Raw genomic sequence first — 18,314 nt, forward strand, 5'->3', positions numbered from 1 at the left:
GAAATCATCCCTATGCCGATAGATTCTGTAAAGCACTCCATCCATATTCGTCGAAAAAAGAATGCTGTGGTTTTTCAGAATATCGCTCGGCTCTGGGATATAGGCCGAAACGCCAAAACACACCAAGAGCTCCTCGATGGACTGCATCCATGGAATGCTCCCATTACACTCAAATTTGAAAATTTACTCCCCCTAGCTTTAGCTGCGTTGGGTATCGGCTTCATGCTGTTCATCGTGATTCAGCCCGATCATGGCTGGGCACAGCTTTGCTTTGCTGCGGGGTTGGCCATGGTGTTCTGGGCTTATATTAGCTATGAAAAAGATGACCCGCTCGAAGATGTTATTGCGTTTTTGGAAACCGAATGCATCGCAAAAAAATACCAATTGGCTTTTAACCGACAGCCTCAATACATTTCGATGCCACTGAATAATCTACAATTTATTGGCAATCTTAAACGTATGTTCCCCGTGTTTAAACAAGGCAGCCTTTCGAATGATATTCAGACCTTCGCGAGCACTGTTTGGGAAGATGAAAATCAGCAACAGCATCAGGTCATGGTCTTTCATTATCACTATGTGAATGAACTGAAAGTACGTGACAAAGACGGTGATGAAGTCACGGTTAAAGAAATTCATAAAGACCTGTGGGGCGTATTTGTTTTTGATATTGGCATCCATGGACTAGCCGTATCTGCAACAGGCAAAAACTTTGGCTATCCCTATAGTTTTCCTTGGCACAGCAGTGACATTCAAACCAATCAAAAATTAAAGTTTTATGGCGAGAACCAAATGGAAATCGCTAAATTGCTCAGCCCGGGCTTTGTCCTCCGACTAGCGGATTTTTTTCAAAACCGTGAAGGTGATCTGCTATTTCATCCGAGCCACCGAGTAATGTGCTATCTTGGCTCTACAGATTTATTTAAAGTCAGTAGTAAAGCAAAACGAATTCAGGATGTTTCGGCATTGCGTGGACATCTCAGAACCTTTAAATTAAATGCTTTAGAAAATTTGAAAAACGATTTAACGCAGTTTTTAAAATAGATTTCATACAATAATGTTTTAAATTACGACCTTTTATCTTGAGGATAAAATTTTATGGGGCTTTTGATCTTTGTTTTAATCATCATTGCATTGGTGATTGGTGCAATCATGATTCGCAACAACATTGTCCGACATCACAATGCAACCATTCGTGCATGGTCAGATGTAGCCAGTTATGAACGTCAAAAAATCAAAATTTTAGATGGATTACAGCCTTTGGTGGAGCAATATTCCAATTTTGAACAAGGGACTTTGGCAAAAGTCACTGAACTCCGTCAAAATATTATGAATTTGAACGTAAACAGTACCGATGTCAGCCAATTACAGCGTATCGAAGCCTTAAATCAAGATCTGATGCGCAGTCTGAATGTTGTGGTTGAAAACTATCCTGAGCTCAAAGCCAATGATATTTATCTGAAAATGATGAATGAAATTGAAGAACAAAACGAAAATGTCGGTGCGGCGATTACTATTTTTAACCGCAACGTCGAGTTGTTCAACAACCACATTCAAGTGTTTCCTAACAATATTATTAATACGCTATTGCTGAGTAAAAAAGCGGTTCGCCCTTTCCGCGATCAAGCTGCCAGCCAAAATTTTGATTATCGTCCGAACTTTTAAGTTCGGGCTTTAATGCACAAAAGTAAAAAAATAATGATGAGGTGATCAAGCACCTCCAAAACTAGAAAGAAAAATAAAATATGCAAAATCAAATTAATGCACTGAAAAATGTGCTGATTCAGGCGTTTTTCAAACTCTATGAGCAGCACCAAGACGACCATATTTACGCATGTACGTTGGTGTTCAATCCCTATTTTTCCATGGACTATATCGCAGTCTCTACGCAGCGTAGTATTTTTGCCGAAGATGAAGATTCTGCTCAATATCTTGCAGCGCATGATCGATGGAATGTGTCGAAATGGCGCTATCGTAGCCTACTGGCTTTAAGTCAAGACTTGGCGCAGTTTAAACTGACATCTGTAAATGAAGTGGGCCATTTAAACCTTGATCCATCTTCTATAAAAATTACGATAAAGTCTGAATCGGCTAACCATCTTTCAATCTTGCTCAATGCCATACAACAAACAAAATTCGACTTGGTTCAGTCCTACGGCATAGAACTGGACAATATTCTGTTTTTTATCACGGTCCCGACACAGCCCGAAATAGAAATTTATTCAGCTCAGGTTTTAAATCCTCCAAGTACACAACTTGACGATTTTCTCAAATCCAAACACCCCCTCAAGCTCGACAGTTTACCCAAGCGTATGAAGCTGTCTCAGTATGATAAAGACCTGCTGATTGATTTAGCACAAATCGTTGAAATACAACCTTATAACTATTTACATGTAGCTAATGAAGTCTATCTTTTAAGCTTAGAAAAAAGCTATGCAACCACGAATCCTTATATTCAAAAGCTTATTGACAGTATCGTGGCCATGACATCGGACCCGAAAGGCACATTTGCGATGGAAAAAGAAGAAATTTTGCAGCGAATTAACCAGTTCTATTTTAATGCCAAGAGTTCAGATGAAGCCTTGTCACAAGACGCAATCTATAAATTTACAGACTTAACACCCGACAAAGCTAGCGTTTAACCGCAGAATCAAGGAAAATAGAGCACTTTTAGCACTCTTACCATCAGCGAACTGTTTTTTCGCCTTGATCTGGACCTTGTATGAAGTTTGAAAAATTGGCGCAATCGGGCCGTGCTCGTCGCGGCCGTTTAACCCTTGAACATGGTGTTGTTGAAACACCTATGTTCATGCCTGTCGGTACTTACGGTACTGTAAAAGGCATGCTCCCACGTGACATTAAAGAAATTAAATCCCAAGTTATTTTGGGCAATACCTTCCATTTATATCTTCGCCCAGGCCTAGATGTCATTCGTGAACATGGTGGTTTACACCAATTCATGAAATGGAATAACCCGATTTTGACAGATTCAGGCGGTTTCCAAGTCTTCAGTCTTGGCGCTATGCGAAAAATTAAAGAAGAGGGCGTGACTTTCCGCTCTCCGATTGATGGCTCTAAAGTCTTTTTATCTCCTGAAATTTCGATGGATATTCAGCACACACTGAATTCAGACATCGTTATGATTTTTGATGAATGTACGCCTTATCCTGCGACACATGAAGAAGCGCAAAAATCACTGCAGCTTTCATTGCGTTGGGCGAAACGTTGTAAGACTCAACATCATGACGTGCTGAAAAACCGTAATGCACTATTTGGTATTATCCAAGGCGGCATGTATGAAGATTTACGTGATGAATCTTTAAATGGTCTGAAAGAAATTGATTTTGATGGTTATGCCATTGGTGGCTTGTCTGTTGGCGAACCTAAAGAAGAAATGATCAAAGTATTGGATTATCTTCCAGAGAAAATGCCTGCGGATAAACCACGTTACTTGATGGGTGTCGGTAAACCAGAAGATATCGTAGAAGCAGTTCGTCGCGGTGTCGATATGTTTGACTGTGTAATGCCAACACGAAATGCACGTAATGGTCATTATTTTGTGACTGACGGTTTAGTGCGTATTCGCAATGCCAAATATCGTCATGATCAAAGTCCGCTTGACCCACATTGCGACTGTTATACCTGTACAAATTTCACCAAATCTTATCTCTTCCATCTTGAGAAATGCGGCGAAATGCTCGGTTCGATGCTCGGTACTATTCATAACTTACGTTATTACCTACGTCTAACTGAAGCGATGCGTGATGCTCTCGATCATGGCACTTTTGATGAGTTTGTTGAAGACTTTTATCGTCGTCGCGGCATGGAAGTGCCACCTTGTCCTCAAGATTAATTCTTTCAGTATTTGCGCTGAAGAAAAAGACAAGGTAAATTGCTGAACAAGTCCAATTTATTTATCAAAGTATTGATAACCAGTTTTTTTAGTTTAGGAAAATGAAATGAGCCTTTTTATTTCTACTGCTCACGCGGCAGGTGAAGCTGCACAGCAACCAAGCATGATGGCAAACCTGTTGATGATTGCGGTATTTGTCGCAATCTTCTACTTCTTGATCTGGCGCCCTCAATCAAAACGTGCAAAAGAACATCGTGCACTAATTGAAAGCCTAGGTGTTGGTAGTGAAGTTGTTTTTGCGGGCGGTTTAATGGGTAAAATCACAAAAATCGAAGGTGATTTTGCAGTTGTTGAACTGAACCGTGGCGTAGAAGTAAAAGTACAACGCGCAAGTGTGATTTCAGTTCTGCCTGAAGGCACTCTAAATAACCTTTAATCAAAAAATAAGTCGTGCACCCGCACGGCTTTTTTCATTTTAAGAAGAAAACGAATGCGTTACCCAGCATGGAAATATCTACTGATTCTAGTGGTACTAGTCATCAGTACATTATATGCCCTGCCAAGTTTGTATCCTGATGAACCTGCTGTTCAAATTTCAGGTGCCAAAGCCGGTACCCAGATTGACCAAAGCATCGTACAAAAAGCAGAGCAGATTTTAAAATCTGAAAATATTGCCAGCCATGACAATAGCTTCACCAATAATGCCGCTTTATTACGTGTTGATTCGAGCGAACAACAATTAAAAGCAAAAGAAGCACTGCGTCGTGGGCTCGGTGAAAATTATGTCGTCGCACTGAACCTTGCGCCTACTACGCCAGAATGGCTACAAAAAATTGGTGCTAAACCAATGAAGCTGGGTCTGGATTTACGTGGTGGTGTACATTTCCTACTCGAAGTGGATATGGATAAAGCCATTTCACAACGTATGGAAACGTCTGCGGCTGACTTACGTCGCCAACTTCGCGACAATAAATTAAAATTCAATAGCTTATCTTTGAACAACAACACCATTACGATGCAATTTGCAAATAATGATGACCGTTCTGCAGCTATGGATTTCCTTCGTCGTAACGGCAATGAATATACTCAACAAGCGGTTGCAACAACTGAAGGTTCAACACTGCGTTTAAGCTACACAGATACACGTAAACAAGAAATTCAGTCTTATGCTGTCAACCAAAACTTAACGACTTTACGTAACCGTATTAACGAGTTAGGTGTAGCGGAAGCATTGGTACAAACCCAAGGTAGCAACCGTATTGTGGTTGAATTACCGGGTGTACAAGATACTGCTGAAGCAAAACGTGTACTTGGTCGTACTGCAAACCTTGAGTTCCGCTTAGTTTCTGACTTAAATGATCAATATATCGATCCTTACACAGGTCAAGCAAAAGGCTCATTACCGCCAGGTACAGAAGCATTTGCTTATGAATCTTTGGACAGCGGTCGTCAATTATTGCTTAACCGTAACCGTATCTTAACAGGTGAACGTGTACAAAATGCGTCATCAGGCTTTAGCCAAGATACAGGTGGTGCTGAAGTAAATATTACTTTAGATACTGCGGGCGGTAAGTTGATGTCTGAAGCTACTCGTAATGCTGTAGGCAAACGAATGGCTGTTTTGTTCATCGAGAACAAACAAAAAATTAGTTATGTTGCAGATCCTGCAACAGGTACACAAACTGAAGTTCGTACACCTTATACCGAATCTGTAGTCATCAATGCGGCAACTATTCAAGCTGTATTGGGTTCTCAGTTCCGTATTACCGGTCTAGATTCACCTCAAGAAGCATCTGAACTTGCATTGATGTTACGTGCAGGTGCTTTGGCAGCGCCAATGTACTTCGTGGAAGAACGTGTGATTGGTCCGAGTCTCGGTCAAGAAAACATCGACAAAGGCGTATTATCAACTCAAATCGGTTTCTTATTGGTTGCGATTTGGATGGTCGTCTTCTTCCGTGTGTTCGGTTTGATTGCCAACTTTGCACTCGTGGTTAACCTTGCCATGATTTTAACCATCATGTCTTGGATTGGCGCGTCCCTCACCCTTCCGGGTATTGCAGGTATCGTAATTACCATTGGTATGGCGGTCGATGCCAACGTACTGATCTGTGAGCGGATACGAGAGGAAATTAAATGGGGTGCCTCGCCGAAACAGGCGATTGTTGCGGGTTATGATCGTGCGTATAACACCATCTTTGACTCCAACTTAACCACATTCTTGGTTGCTTTCATTCTGTTCGCAATTGGTACAGGCCCAATTAAAGGCTTCGCGGTTACCCTAATGATTGGTATTGTCTGCTCAATGTTCACAGCAATTACTGTGACACGTGCAATCGTACAAATCATTTATGGTAAAAAACGTAACCTGAAGAAGTTGAGCATTTAGGAGATCTAAGATGACTGAAAATACTCAACCGAAACAATACGGCCGTCCTGACAACGAGCGCATTATTCCGTTTATGAAGATTGCCAAACCGGCAGCCTTGATATCGATTATTTTAACGCTCGCAAGTATCTTTTTTATTTGCACCAAAGGTCTAAACCTCGGTTTGGACTTTACTGGCGGTGTGGCAGCAGAGTTGAACTATAGTCAACCAGTAAAATCTACCGATGTGAGCTCAGCGCTGACAAAAGCTGGTTTTAAAGACCCTGTGGTACAAACCTTAGGATCTGACCGCGACCTGATGGTTCGTATGCCAGTTCAAAAAGACATTGAAGCTGAAGACCTAACCAAAGCCATTACGACTGCTGCTCAATTGCCGGGCAATAAAGCAGAAGTACATAAAGTTGATGTGGTTGGCGGTCAAGTCGGTAATGAACTCTACGTGCGTTCTGCTGGCGCTGTAGGTCTTGCCCTACTGCTCATGCTGGTTTATGTCACTATTCGCTTTGAATTCAAACTTGCGATAGGTGCTGTACTGTCTTTATTCCACGATATCGTGGTGACCATTGGTATCTTTGCCATGATGCAGTGGCCGTTTGACTTAACAGTTTTGGCTGCGCTACTCGCGATTATCGGTTTCTCGCTCAACGATAACATCGTTGTATCTGACCGTATTCGTGAAAACTTCCGTAAGATTCGTGGTGCTGAGCCTCTCGAAGTTGTCAACAGTGCATTAACTGAAACACTTCGCCGTACCATTCATACCTCAATGACACTATTACTGGTTGTTGTAGCGATGATGGTACTGGGCGGTGATGGTCTGAAATGGTTCTCTGTTGCAATGTTTGTTGGTGTATTTGTGGGTACATATTCATCAATCTACATTGGTACAGCCTTCGCGTTATGGCGTGGCCTGAACCGTCAAGACTTCATTGTACAAGTGAAGCCTGAATTTGAAGAAGAAGAGATTCCTTAAGCTTTTCAACTTATAGTTCAGATCAAAACCCATCTTCGGATGGGTTTTTTTATGCGACTACCTTAAATAAATGAGCTAGGCAAAATCGCAATAATAGGATGTAACTTTTTAATATCGGATTGCAGGAATTCTACCTGTCGTTTTTGATCTAGACTTGCAAATTGCCATGTATCATCTGTTTGCTGTATCGCGTTTAAAATTAAATTTAAGCCATTTCGCAAATATACACAGGCTAGATCCGATCTCTCTACCCCTCGCCGTTCATCACAGACCACAAGCCAACCCTCTTGTAATACAGGGGTATAATACGATGCTGTGATGCGAATCAAATACAAGTCTTGAATGTTTTTAAATAATGCTGAATATTGAGATGAATCATTTGAAATCAGTTTTAACGAAAATGCCTGTGTCTCAACTACCTGCATTTCAAAAAGGACTAAGTTTGGTTGCTCTGTAGTACTTTTGGCTTGTTCTATAAATTGAACTTCATGATCCAAACTTCCCTTTATGAGTTCCAATTGTGTCTCTAACTCACGTGCAAATTTCTCTCCAATCTGCCGATGACTATTTAATAATTGGGAAATTAAAGGAACTGATAAGCCAAAATGTTCACATACGGCTTTACCATTTTTAAAAGGGCCAATTGACACCCAATGATCGATAGCTCGTGTTAAATTCTGTCGACGCTTTTCAAAAAGCTCTGAAGGCAGCATAAGCACTCAATTTTATAATTTCTCTCCCCCAATATAATAAAAAAACCCGCGCGCAGCGGGTTTTTTATACAACTTTATTTTTAGCTACCTTGTACCAATCGACGTGCGCTAATAATGCCTGGTTGTTGCTCTAAACGTGCCAACAGTTTCGACAACTGCGCCAAGCCTTTCACTTCAATCAACAGCTTCATATTGGCAATACCATCACTCTCGGAAATGGTATTCACCTGACGAATATTGATTTGGTCTGAGAAAATCACTTGAGTCAGATCTTTAAGCAAACCACGACGGTCATAAGCTTCCACCACGATTTGCACACTTTGACCACGAGTTGGCTGCATTTCCCAATCCGCTTCAACCGCACGTTCAGGCTCTTGCCCAATCATACGGATATAATCCGGACATGCGACCTTATGGATACTTACGCCACGATTCAGGGTGATATAACCAGCAATCGATTCACCATGCACAGGCTGACAACACTGAGCAATGTGTAGTTCTACATTGTCCAAACCATCAATCAAAATACCATGCGCCGAAAGCGTATGACTTGCACGTGGGTTCAAGGTTGGTTTTAACACCAGTTCAGGTTCATCCTGATCGAGGTGCATATGACGGTTAACCTGATTGATTAAAGCATGCAAGCTAATGTCACCACTCACCAAGCCAATCAATATATCTTCACCCAATTTCACATTAAAATGATTGCAGTAATCATTCAAATCGATACTTTTCGGGTGAATCGCCAAACGTGACAATTCTTTATTCAGAATCTCACGTCCCACTTCCAAGTTTTTACTACGGTCTTGCTGACGGAACCAATGACGCAACTTATCACGTGCACGAGCCGTCTTGATATAACCCAACGAGTTTACCAACCAATCTCGGTTTGGTTCTCGATCTTTCTTGGTTAAAATCTCGACCTGTTCCCCAGTTTTTAGGGTATAGGTTAAAGGTACATAACGTTGGTTTACTCGTGCTGCATAGCATTTGTTGCCCACTTCAGTATGCACATGATAGGCAAAGTCGAGCACAGTTGAACCGCGTGGTAATTCTTTGATATCACCATCACGACTGAACACATAGATTTTCTCAAAATCTTCAAACTCTTGGATTTGTTCGAAGTTTTCAGAAGCCTCATCTTCTTTATGGGCGCTAGCATCATTTCGTTCTTGATAATGTTCAAGCACTGCACGCAAAGAATGTAAGCGATGATTAAATGAATAATCTGTGGTTTTAGAACCTTCTTTATAGTTAAAGTGCGAACACACCCCGAGCTCAGCTTCTTCGTGCATATTATGCGTACGAATTTGCACTTCTAAAGATTTGTTCTCTGCAATCACGGCCGTATGCAGTGAGCGATAACCATTGGCTTTCGGGTTAGTAATATAATCATCGAACTGATGCGGAATATGACGCCAAATCTGATGAACGATCCCTAGTGTGTGATAACACTCAGGTACATTATCCACCAAAACGCGAACTGCTCGAATGTCATAAAGCTGATCAAAGCTCAGGTTCTTACTCTTCATTTTTCGATAAATCGAATAAATGTGTTTCACCCGACCATTAATCTCGGCCTCAATGCCATGATCTAATAGTTCTTTACGCAACTTTTCTGTCACGAACTGAATATATTGCTCACGCTCTAAACGTTTTTCATTCAGTAAAGAGGCAATTTCTTTATAGCGTTCAGGTGCTAGATAACGGAAAGCAAGATCTTCAAGCTCCCACTTAAGCTGTGCAATCCCTAAACGGTGCGCGAGCGGCGAATAAATGGTTAAAATTTCTCGTGCGACACGCTCTTGTCGCTCTTTGGTTGAGTGCGCTAGCTCACGTAATGCATAGGTACGTTCAGAAAGTTTGATTAATACAACACGAACATCTTCGGTCACCGAAATCAGCATTTTATAAATGCCGGTCAAATGTTCACGCTGGTTATTATTAAAATGATCTTCTAGACGTTTATTTTGCTCAATCAGGTCAGACAACTTACCCATAGCAAGCGTGCCTTTCACCAAAGCATGCACTTGATCGCCAAATTTGCTTTGGACTTCTTCTAAACTGGTTACGCCTTCACGAACACTTCGATACAGCATAGCTGCTGATAACGTATCTTCATCCGCATACAGATGAGCAAGAATATCCGCCATTTCAATACCCGTATAGAAGGTATTCGAGCGATGGTTGACCGTTGTTTCAAGTTCATTCTGTAAGGTCAGATGTGCAACTTCTTCGAGTTGCTTTAGAGGAGCCCCGTCAAACATGCCACTCACACGCTCTAGCCATTCAGCTAAATCATGCTGTGCTTGCTCGGCATGTTCTACAGTCGTTTCCTGAGACAGCTCATTGAGACGTCCAGGTAATTGTTCACGTACTGTGACCATACCCTACTCCTAGTTTTCTACGCTTCATAACTTTTAATCGTTTATCTGATTTTCTTTTTCGAACAAAGCAATCGATTCGACATGCCCTGTATGGGTAAACATGTCCATGACACCCGCTTTTTTCAAACGGTAGCCTTGTTGTACCAGCATTCCAGCATCGCGTGCTAGTGTTGCAGGATTACATGACACATAAACGATTCTTTTTGCACAAAATTTGGGCACATAACGCATTATTTCTTCTGCACCAGAACGTGGTGGGTCTATCAATAATGCATCAAATCCTTGTTTTGCCCAAGAATGATGCGAAAAATCTTTTGTTAAATCTTGTGAATAAAATTTCAGTTGCGAAAGGCCATTGTTTTGTGCATTTTCTGCACCACGCTGAACCATTTCTTCACTCCCTTCAACTGCAATGACTTGACCCGTTGAACCCACACATTGAGCAAGTGGTAAAGAAAAGTTTCCTAAGCCACAAAACAGATCTAGAACTCGCTCACCTTGTTGTAACTGAAGCAATTCACATGCCAGTTTCACCATTTGCGGATTAATCGTGGAATTCACTTGTGTGAAGTCCTGAGGATTAAAGCCAAATTCCACAGCAAAGTCACTTAGACCATAGTGCAGACGCATCGGTGCATCGGGATGATCCACACGATGTAAGCTGTCTGGCCCTTCAGGTTGTAAGTACAGTTGCCACTCTTTATGTAACGCAAATTTTACTAATTGGTTGACATCTTCCGCGCAAAGTTCCGCCGTATGACGAATTAGGAGGGCAATTTCTTGATCTCCCATGGCCAGTTCCATATGCCCAATATCTGCTTTACCTTGCAGACTTTGTAACAATTGTTTGAGTGTGGTGATGGAGCCAAACTCACGATCCAACACCATACAACGGTCAATCGAAGTCAGTTTATTTGACTGGCTTTCACGAAAGCCAACCACAAGCTTATCTTTTGCAGATAGGTAACGCACACCAATACGTGCTTTGCGACGGTAATCTTCACGCAATGAACGTAAAGGAGCTAACCATTGATCAGGTTGTATCCCAGCAAAATGTTGCAAATGTGATTGTAAAACATCTTGTTTTAAACGAATTTGCTCGTCGGGATGGATATGTTGCATGCTACAACCACCGCAGACCCCATAATGTGGGCAGGCCGGTTTTACTCGTAGTGTAGACTCTTCACTCAGCAACTCCAGACTGTCTGCTTCTTCAAGGCGCTTAACGACATTGGTAATACGCGCACGCACGGTTTCACCCGGCAAGGCATAACGGATAAAGACTTTCTTACCGTGTTTTTCTGCAGGATGATCTGGATGCGTCCCAAAGTGCGCTATGCCTCGCCCCTCATGTGAAAGCGATTCAACCTGAAATGTATAAATGGGTTGTTGGGCTTTTTGGGGTTTGGCTTTGTGTTTCATGCGTACCTAATGTGTGGAAGATAGGAAATCAGATTGGGTGAATTCGGTGCGCTGCGAGGTTTGCTGCCATACCGATAAAAAGTCAGCGTGTTGCGGCTGAGTTTGTAAATATTGAATCGTACTTTGAATCAGGTGCTGATGATCATTTAACAATAACTGTCCTTTCAGCAACAGCCAGCGTAAATAAATCAACCATGTATTGAGCACATCACCTTCACAGTAGCTGGTCAGTTCCGTCCACTGTTGTTCGCGTACATATTCAGGCACATGGTAGCCACCATCACCACGTTTACCGGGGAAACCGAGTAAATGTGCTGCATCGTCAAGTTTTTGAAAATGACGACCATGGAACATGGCCATGACATCCATCAAATCTACATGACGATGATGATAACGATTCTGGTAGTTATTATAGCGCTTTTGCGTATCAATCTCGCCCTGATCGAACAAACTTGGTGCAGATAGTCCGTGATACATGGCACGGAACAAAATTACAGGCAAATCAAACTGCGAACCGTTCCAACTGACCAAGGTCGGATGACGCTTTTCAAAAATAGAAACGAATTTTTTTAAAATTTCCGCTTCGCTATTGTCTTCACGGCTAAATGAAAACAACTTCATGCCCTTTTCATCAATCCATAGTCCAGAGATACAGACAATTTCATGCAAGGCCAAACGCTGAAAATCCGTGCCCGCCTCTTGGCGACGCAGTTTAGTCAGCGCTGCATCTAAATCCACCTCAGGCAGATCCAGTCCATACAAATGCGCACCTGACTTCAAATCTGTCAGTGTTTCGATATCAAAAATTAAAACAGGTAAACGCATAAGTACTCACCAGTGCCGATCGGCCACTGTAATTATTCAGGATCAACAACAGAGAATAGACCAGTAGACAAGTAGCGGTCACCACGGTCACATACGATGCAAACAATCACGGCATCCGGATTTTCTTCAGCCAATTTAACTGAAGCCCATACCGCACCACCCGATGAGGTACCTGCACTGATACCTTCTGTACGTGCTAAACGACGAGCCGTTTTTTCCGCTTCAATTTGCGGAATATCCATAATGCGATCAACACGTGAAGGGTCAAAAATCGTAGGAAGATATTCTTGTGGCCAACGGCGAATACCAGCAATATTTGAGCCTTCAGACGGTTGTAAACCGACAATTTGAATATCCGGATTTTGTTCTTTTAAATATTTCGAAATCCCCATAATGGTCCCAGTGGTTCCCATTGAGCTGACGAAATGTGTAATTTTACCGCCTGTTTGTTTCCAAATCTCAGGCCCCGTAGTGAGGTAATGTGCTTCCACATTGTCCGGGTTACCAAACTGGTTTAGGACTAAACCTTTGCCGTCTTTTTCCATTTGAAGGGCAAGATCACGTGCTTCTTCCATGTTTTCAGATTCGATCAGTTCAGCACCGTAGGCACGCATGGCATCTTTACGCTCTTGGCTAGAACTTGCAGGCATGATCAAGGTCATTTTATAGCCACGCATTGCTGCAACCATAGCTAAAGCAATCCCTGTGTTTCCGCTCGTCGCTTCAATCAACGTATCACCCGGTTTAATCTGACCACGCTTTTCCGCTTGCATAATCATGTTATATGCAGGGCGATCTTTGACCGAACCCGCTGGGTTATTGCCTTCTAACTTGGCTAATACTGTTGCTTGAGTATGACTTGCCAGACGCTGTAAACGCACTAACGGCGTGTTGCCGACGTAATGGTCTAATAAAAAATCGTCTGCTTGAAAATCAGGGGTTGTATTACTCATTATTCACACCTATATCGAGGTGCGCCTATTGTATGAAAAAATGCCTTTGCCTGCACCCATTTGCCTCGCTTTTTCGCGAAAGTGATTAAAGCACAATCAGTTTTAAATAATCCATGCTAATATTCGGGGCATAAGGAATAAACTGCTTAAACCATGTCAAATATCAACAAAAAGCTTTTTAAACGCCTACACTTAAATCATGCCTATGGTCAGTTGATTGCACTTATTTTCGTGCCGATCACCATTTTGGCTTGTGTCGGTGCGATGTTGGTAATAACAGAAACCTCCAATGCAGCCAAAGCACAACAAAAACAAATGGCTGTCGCGATTCTGACACGCTATCAACCCACGTCAGAATCTGCGATTGATTTGCTGAATCATTACCCTTGGCAGTTTGATCAAGCTCGTAATGCCATGCAAAGCATGTTGAACGAAAAACATTTGATTCGTGCCGCGATTTTAGATCTTAAAGGCAACAACCGCCTGAGCATCGGCTTTCAAGATCAAGATATTTGGCCTGCTTTTGACAGTAAAGCATCTTTTATTGGACCGATTGCACATCAGGGTAACCATATTTATGCCCTGAAAATTTCAGATTCAACTCAGACCCCAGCATGGTTAAGCATTGAACTGGACAATCAACCGCTGCAAATTGCCCGCTATCGCGTGTTAATTGTGTTGATTGCAACAGGTTTATTGACACTCTTATTACTTTTGCTGTGTTTGAATTTTTATTCACGTCGTTGGATCGCACCAATGTACGAAATTCGCATGCAGTTACAACGTTTAAATGCCGACACTCTAGATCAGCACATGATCATTAACAGTACTGGAGAACTCCGGTTATTACAGCGTGATATAGCCAATGTGGTTAAACGCTTACATTTCAGTTTCTTAGAGCTACGTGAACATACCGAACAAACGGAAGATGACTTAAGACGCACGCTTGATACTTTAGAAGTACAAAATATTACCTACCGTCAAGCACGTGACCAAGCAATTCAAGCCAACCAATCAAAATCAGTGTTTTTGGCCAATATTTCCCATGAACTGCGCACACCGCTGAACAGTATTGATGGCTTTATTCATCTTTTACTGCGCCAAGGCAACCTCAGTAATGAACAAAATTTATATCTACAAACGATTCGTAAATCTTCTGCGCATTTATTGGCTTTAATTAATGACGTGCTTGATTTCTCGAAAATCGATGCAGGCAAACTAGAACTCGAAACTGCGCAATTCGACTTAGAAGAAGCCGTCTTTGATGTGATGGATATGTTGTCGCCATTGGCAGCACAAAAACACATCGATATGACCTTCTACTATGCGGACAATGTGCCGAAATTTGTGGTTGGTGATGTCCTACGCTTCAAGCAAATTTTGACCAACTTAATTTCAAATGCAATTAAATTCACTCCAGATGGTGAAATTATTGTCCGTGTCCGTATGGAGCATGATGACATCGGTCAATGTCTGCTGCACTTTAGTGTGCAAGACAGTGGTATCGGCCTAAGCGGTACCGACCGTAAGAAACTGTTTGAATCCTTCTCGCAAGGTGATGCATCTGTTACCCGTCAATTTGGTGGTACAGGTTTAGGTCTTGCCATCTCCAAACAATTGGTCAGCCTGATGCATGGACAAATTGGTTTTGAAGATAACCAAGAACGTGCCCCAACGGAAAAAGGTTCAACCTTCTGGTTTACTGCGCGCTTTGTGGTCGATGAAGAAATTGAAATTGTGCATCCACAATTTAGCAATCTACAAGTCGTTTCCTACTTAGCACATCCAGCAACCGCCAATGTCCTGCGTCATTACTTAGAAAATTATGATGTTAAACATATTGAAACGCAGTCGATCCTAGATTTATTTAGCCGACTCAATCAGTTGCAAACCAATGAAAATACTTGGTTAATTGTTGACCATAGTGGTGACTCCGAAGCTTTACTCAAAGAAATTCGTCATCGGTATAGCGGTAACTTAGCTGTTTATGGCTACCAAATGATGCTCGATCCAAGCATGTTGAACGAGTACCGTGCTCGCCCATTGCATCAACCACTCAGCCGTACAGCGCTGATTCAGTTATTGAGTAATGAGCCTTGGTTTGATCAAGAGCAGCATGAAGAATTTAATGGTCAAGGTCTGCACATTTTGGCTGTCGACGACCATTTGCCAAACCTGATTGTGCTTGAAGCCCTGCTCTCTGAGTTAAATGTGAAAACCACCAAGGCTTTGAGTGGACAAGAAGCCATTGAAATCATTCAAGCTCGCCAACAGCAAGGGTTGGGGGCTTTTGACCTCATCTTTATGGATATTCAAATGCCTGTGATGTCAGGTGTCGATACCACGCGTGCCATTCGTTCTCTTGAGTCGACTTTTGAAAATCATAAGCGCCTTCCAATTATCGCTTTGACGGCACATGCGCTCTCTGATGAAAAGCAAAAGCTCCTACAAAGCGGTATGGATGACTATGTCACCAAGCCTATTCAAATGGATCAAATTATTCAAATCTTGACCCAATGGACTACCGATAACTTTAAGAAAGTGCCCGTTTTAGAGCGAAGTTCGGTGATTGAAGCCCTAGAGCCAAGTATTTTAGATTGGCAGCAAAGCTTGCAGTTGGCCGCGAATAAAGAAGACCTTGCGGTCGATTTACTGAAAATGCTCGTCGATAGCTTTGAACAAGAAATCCATGAAATGGCACAGCTCATCGAAGATGAAGATTTTCCACAATTAGAGCATGTGCTACATCGGCTTTATGGCGCAACCCGCTATGTGGGCGCTCCGACCCTCCAAGAGGTTTCAGGTCAATTTGAGCAATTTGTATCGACCTTACGTAAGGAACGCCGTAAAGCGGATGATGCTTTTGTTCAAGAAACCCTGAACCGTTTTGATGAGTTAAAAAATGTCATGGGGCAAGTTGAACACGCAGCTCAACAAATCTTAGCCAAACAAAATAATTAAGCGCAGTCCGACTAAAGTCAGTGCCGTCCAGCTTCTGTTGTGACTGCACTGTCATGTATCCTGTCAGGGTGCATGCTATGCTCGGGCGCAGAAACAACAAGAGTAATTACCATGGCTTTATTACGTGTAGAAAAAAATAATGGCATTGCAACGGTTTACTTAAACCGTCCAGAAAAACGTAATGCAATGAGCTTTGCATTGCTCAAAGAATTGGTCAGCACCGCTGAAAAATTAAAAAAAGATCGTAGCTTACGCTGTGTCATTTTAACGGGTGAAGCCAATGTATTTAGTGCTGGCATTGATTTGGCTGACCTAAATGATCCGAAAAATCGTGCCTACGCCGCATGGGAACTATTAAAACCCGGTCAAAGTTTATTTCAAAAAGCCTTTCTGATTTGGCAACAACTCCCTGTGCCGGTGATTGCCGCACTTGAAGGCTTTTGTTTTGGAGCAGGCATGCAACTTGCCTTGGCTGCCGATATCCGTATTGCCCACCCGAAAACGCAAATGTCGATTATGGAAAGTCGTTGGGGCTTAGTTCCTGATATGGGCTTAACTCGCTCACTCAAAGGTGTGATAGGACTAGATTTAGCCAAAGAATTAACCTTAACAGCACGTATTTTTGACGCAGAATATGCCAAGGAAATTGGCTTAGTGACACATTTAAATGAACAGCCCTTGCTTCAGGCACAGCAGTTAGCCGAAGAATTATCACAACGTTCACCAGATGCCTTGGCAGCGGCAAAACAAGTGCTAGATGCCATGGAACATAGTCCAAAACGATCTTTACGCTTAGAAAAAATCTGGCAATTAAAATTACTGCTCGGCAAAAACAGCCAATTGGCACGTAAAAAAGACAAGAACCCAGAGGTTCAGTTTTTACCACGCCAATATAAGTAAAATAGTCACACAGGATAGATTGAGTACAGCACATGGCGTTTGATCGTAATACAAAAATTGCATTTCTAGGTATAGGGCTGATGGGTAGCCGTATGGCCACGCGTCTCATTCAGGCAGGATTTGAAGTTGCGGTGTGGAACAGAACTGCTGCTGCGTGTGATGAGTTGATTGCGATTGGCGCGACGGCGCTTCAATTGGAGAATATTGCCCATTATCCTGTGGTTTTATCTTGTCTCGCAGATGATGCTGCTGTTGCCGCGGTGTATGCAAGCATCGAAAATCATTTAGCGGCAGGACAAATTATTGTCGATTTCTCAAGTCTTTCTGTGAATCAAACCCATCAATTGGCTCATGCTGCAAAGTTGAAACAAGTCACTTGGATTGACTCGCCTGTTTCGGGGGGCACAGCAGGTGCTGAACAAGGCACCTTGGTCATCTTTGCCGGTGGTGATGCTCAAACGATTCAAGATTTGAGTCTGATTTACAATGTTTTATCTCAACGTGTTACTCGCATGGGCGACTCAGGTACAGGTCAAGCCACCAAAATTTGTAATCAGCTGATCGTCGCGGCCAATAGCACGTTAATTGCAGAAGCCGTTGCATTGGCCGAGAAATCAGGTGTAGACACCACGTTATTAGCACCAGCACTTGCCGGTGGATTTGCAGACTCAAAACCTTTTCAGATTTTAACCCCACGTATGGCAACGCATCAGTTCGAACCCGTGCAATGGAAAGTTCAAACTTTATCTAAAGACCTGAATAATGCAGTCCAACTGGCCGCCGAGTTTGAATTAAGCATACCTGTTGCCAGCCTAGCTTTATCGCAACTTAAAGCCCATCAGGACAATGGTTTTGCAGAAAAAGATTTAGCCACCATCATTCAACATGTCGAAAAAAACTAACGACCCTCACTTTAGAAGTAAATTGCTTCAAGGACGATA

15 protein-coding genes are annotated in these 18,314 nt (G+C 42.3%); 10 read left to right on the forward strand and 5 right to left on the reverse strand.

Features of this window, described 5'->3' with window-relative positions; translation table 11 throughout:
- The first annotated feature begins 12 nt into the window (after positions 1 to 12).
- From FTT92_RS13340 to secF, 7 genes are all read left to right on the forward strand, one after another.
- Complete coding sequence (locus FTT92_RS13340) at positions 13 to 1,041, forward strand: hypothetical protein (protein WP_180172350.1); 1,029 nt, start codon at positions 13 to 15, stop codon at positions 1,039 to 1,041.
- A gap of 54 nt (positions 1,042 to 1,095) precedes the next feature.
- A complete protein-coding gene (locus FTT92_RS13345) occupies positions 1,096 to 1,662 on the forward strand; it encodes a LemA family protein (protein ID WP_078191268.1) in 567 nt (188 codons plus the stop codon).
- Positions 1,663 to 1,742: 80 nt separating this feature from the next.
- The gene (locus FTT92_RS13350; protein WP_180085545.1) at positions 1,743 to 2,639 is read left to right on the forward strand and encodes a DUF4303 domain-containing protein; all 897 of its coding nucleotides are present in this window, start codon (positions 1,743 to 1,745) and stop codon (positions 2,637 to 2,639) included.
- Between the two features lie 80 nt (positions 2,640 to 2,719).
- Positions 2,720 to 3,850 carry a tRNA guanosine(34) transglycosylase Tgt gene (gene tgt, locus FTT92_RS13355; RefSeq protein ID WP_078194179.1) on the forward strand — a complete coding sequence of 377 codons (1,131 nt, stop codon included), beginning with the start codon at positions 2,720 to 2,722 and terminating at the stop codon, positions 3,848 to 3,850.
- A 106-nt stretch (positions 3,851 to 3,956) separates the two neighbouring features.
- On the forward strand, positions 3,957 to 4,286 hold the full coding sequence (yajC, locus tag FTT92_RS13360; RefSeq protein ID WP_078191271.1) for a preprotein translocase subunit YajC: 330 nt from the start codon (positions 3,957 to 3,959) through the stop codon (positions 4,284 to 4,286).
- A gap of 54 nt (positions 4,287 to 4,340) precedes the next feature.
- Positions 4,341 to 6,239 carry a protein translocase subunit SecD gene (gene secD / locus FTT92_RS13365; protein WP_111885819.1) on the forward strand — a complete coding sequence of 633 codons (1,899 nt, stop codon included), beginning with the start codon at positions 4,341 to 4,343 and terminating at the stop codon, positions 6,237 to 6,239.
- Positions 6,240 to 6,249: 10 nt separating this feature from the next.
- Complete coding sequence (gene secF, locus FTT92_RS13370) at positions 6,250 to 7,212, forward strand: protein translocase subunit SecF (RefSeq protein WP_180085547.1); 963 nt, start codon at positions 6,250 to 6,252, stop codon at positions 7,210 to 7,212.
- A 62-nt stretch (positions 7,213 to 7,274) separates the two neighbouring features.
- Here secF and FTT92_RS13375 read toward each other — a convergent pair whose 3' ends face one another.
- The 5 genes from FTT92_RS13375 to cysM form a co-directional block, all read right to left on the reverse strand.
- On the reverse strand, positions 7,275 to 7,925 hold the full coding sequence (locus FTT92_RS13375; protein WP_180172351.1) for a hypothetical protein: 651 nt from the start codon (positions 7,923 to 7,925) through the stop codon (positions 7,275 to 7,277).
- Positions 7,926 to 8,005: 80 nt separating this feature from the next.
- Complete coding sequence (locus tag FTT92_RS13380) at positions 8,006 to 10,312, reverse strand: bifunctional (p)ppGpp synthetase/guanosine-3',5'-bis(diphosphate) 3'-pyrophosphohydrolase (protein WP_078194183.1); 2,307 nt, start codon at positions 10,310 to 10,312, stop codon at positions 8,006 to 8,008.
- Between the two features lie 33 nt (positions 10,313 to 10,345).
- A complete protein-coding gene (gene rlmD / locus FTT92_RS13385; RefSeq protein WP_180172352.1) occupies positions 10,346 to 11,734 on the reverse strand; it encodes a 23S rRNA (uracil(1939)-C(5))-methyltransferase RlmD in 1,389 nt (462 codons plus the stop codon).
- Between the two features lie 6 nt (positions 11,735 to 11,740).
- A complete protein-coding gene (locus FTT92_RS13390; protein ID WP_180085553.1) occupies positions 11,741 to 12,559 on the reverse strand; it encodes a 3'-5' exonuclease in 819 nt (272 codons plus the stop codon).
- 32 nt (positions 12,560 to 12,591) lie between these two features.
- Entirely contained in the window at positions 12,592 to 13,512 is a 921-nt protein-coding gene (gene cysM / locus FTT92_RS13395; protein WP_078191278.1) for a cysteine synthase CysM, read from the reverse strand.
- 153 nt (positions 13,513 to 13,665) lie between these two features.
- Between cysM and FTT92_RS13400 the strand changes: the two genes are divergently transcribed.
- The 3 genes from FTT92_RS13400 to FTT92_RS13410 all read left to right on the forward strand — a co-directional run bounded on the left by FTT92_RS13400 (position 13,666) and on the right by FTT92_RS13410 (position 18,275).
- Positions 13,666 to 16,473 carry an ATP-binding protein gene (locus tag FTT92_RS13400; RefSeq protein WP_180172353.1) on the forward strand — a complete coding sequence of 936 codons (2,808 nt, stop codon included), beginning with the start codon at positions 13,666 to 13,668 and terminating at the stop codon, positions 16,471 to 16,473.
- A gap of 111 nt (positions 16,474 to 16,584) precedes the next feature.
- The gene (locus FTT92_RS13405) at positions 16,585 to 17,373 is read left to right on the forward strand and encodes a crotonase/enoyl-CoA hydratase family protein (protein ID WP_180009005.1); all 789 of its coding nucleotides are present in this window, start codon (positions 16,585 to 16,587) and stop codon (positions 17,371 to 17,373) included.
- Between the two features lie 32 nt (positions 17,374 to 17,405).
- Positions 17,406 to 18,275: an NAD(P)-dependent oxidoreductase gene (locus tag FTT92_RS13410; RefSeq protein WP_180172354.1), complete on the forward strand. Its 870-nt coding sequence runs from the start codon at positions 17,406 to 17,408 to the stop codon at positions 18,273 to 18,275.
- Positions 18,276 to 18,314: the final 39 nt, after the last annotated feature.

Source organism: Acinetobacter sp. YH12023 (assembly GCF_013420135.1).
Classification (GTDB): domain Bacteria; phylum Pseudomonadota; class Gammaproteobacteria; order Pseudomonadales; family Moraxellaceae; genus Acinetobacter; species Acinetobacter amyesii.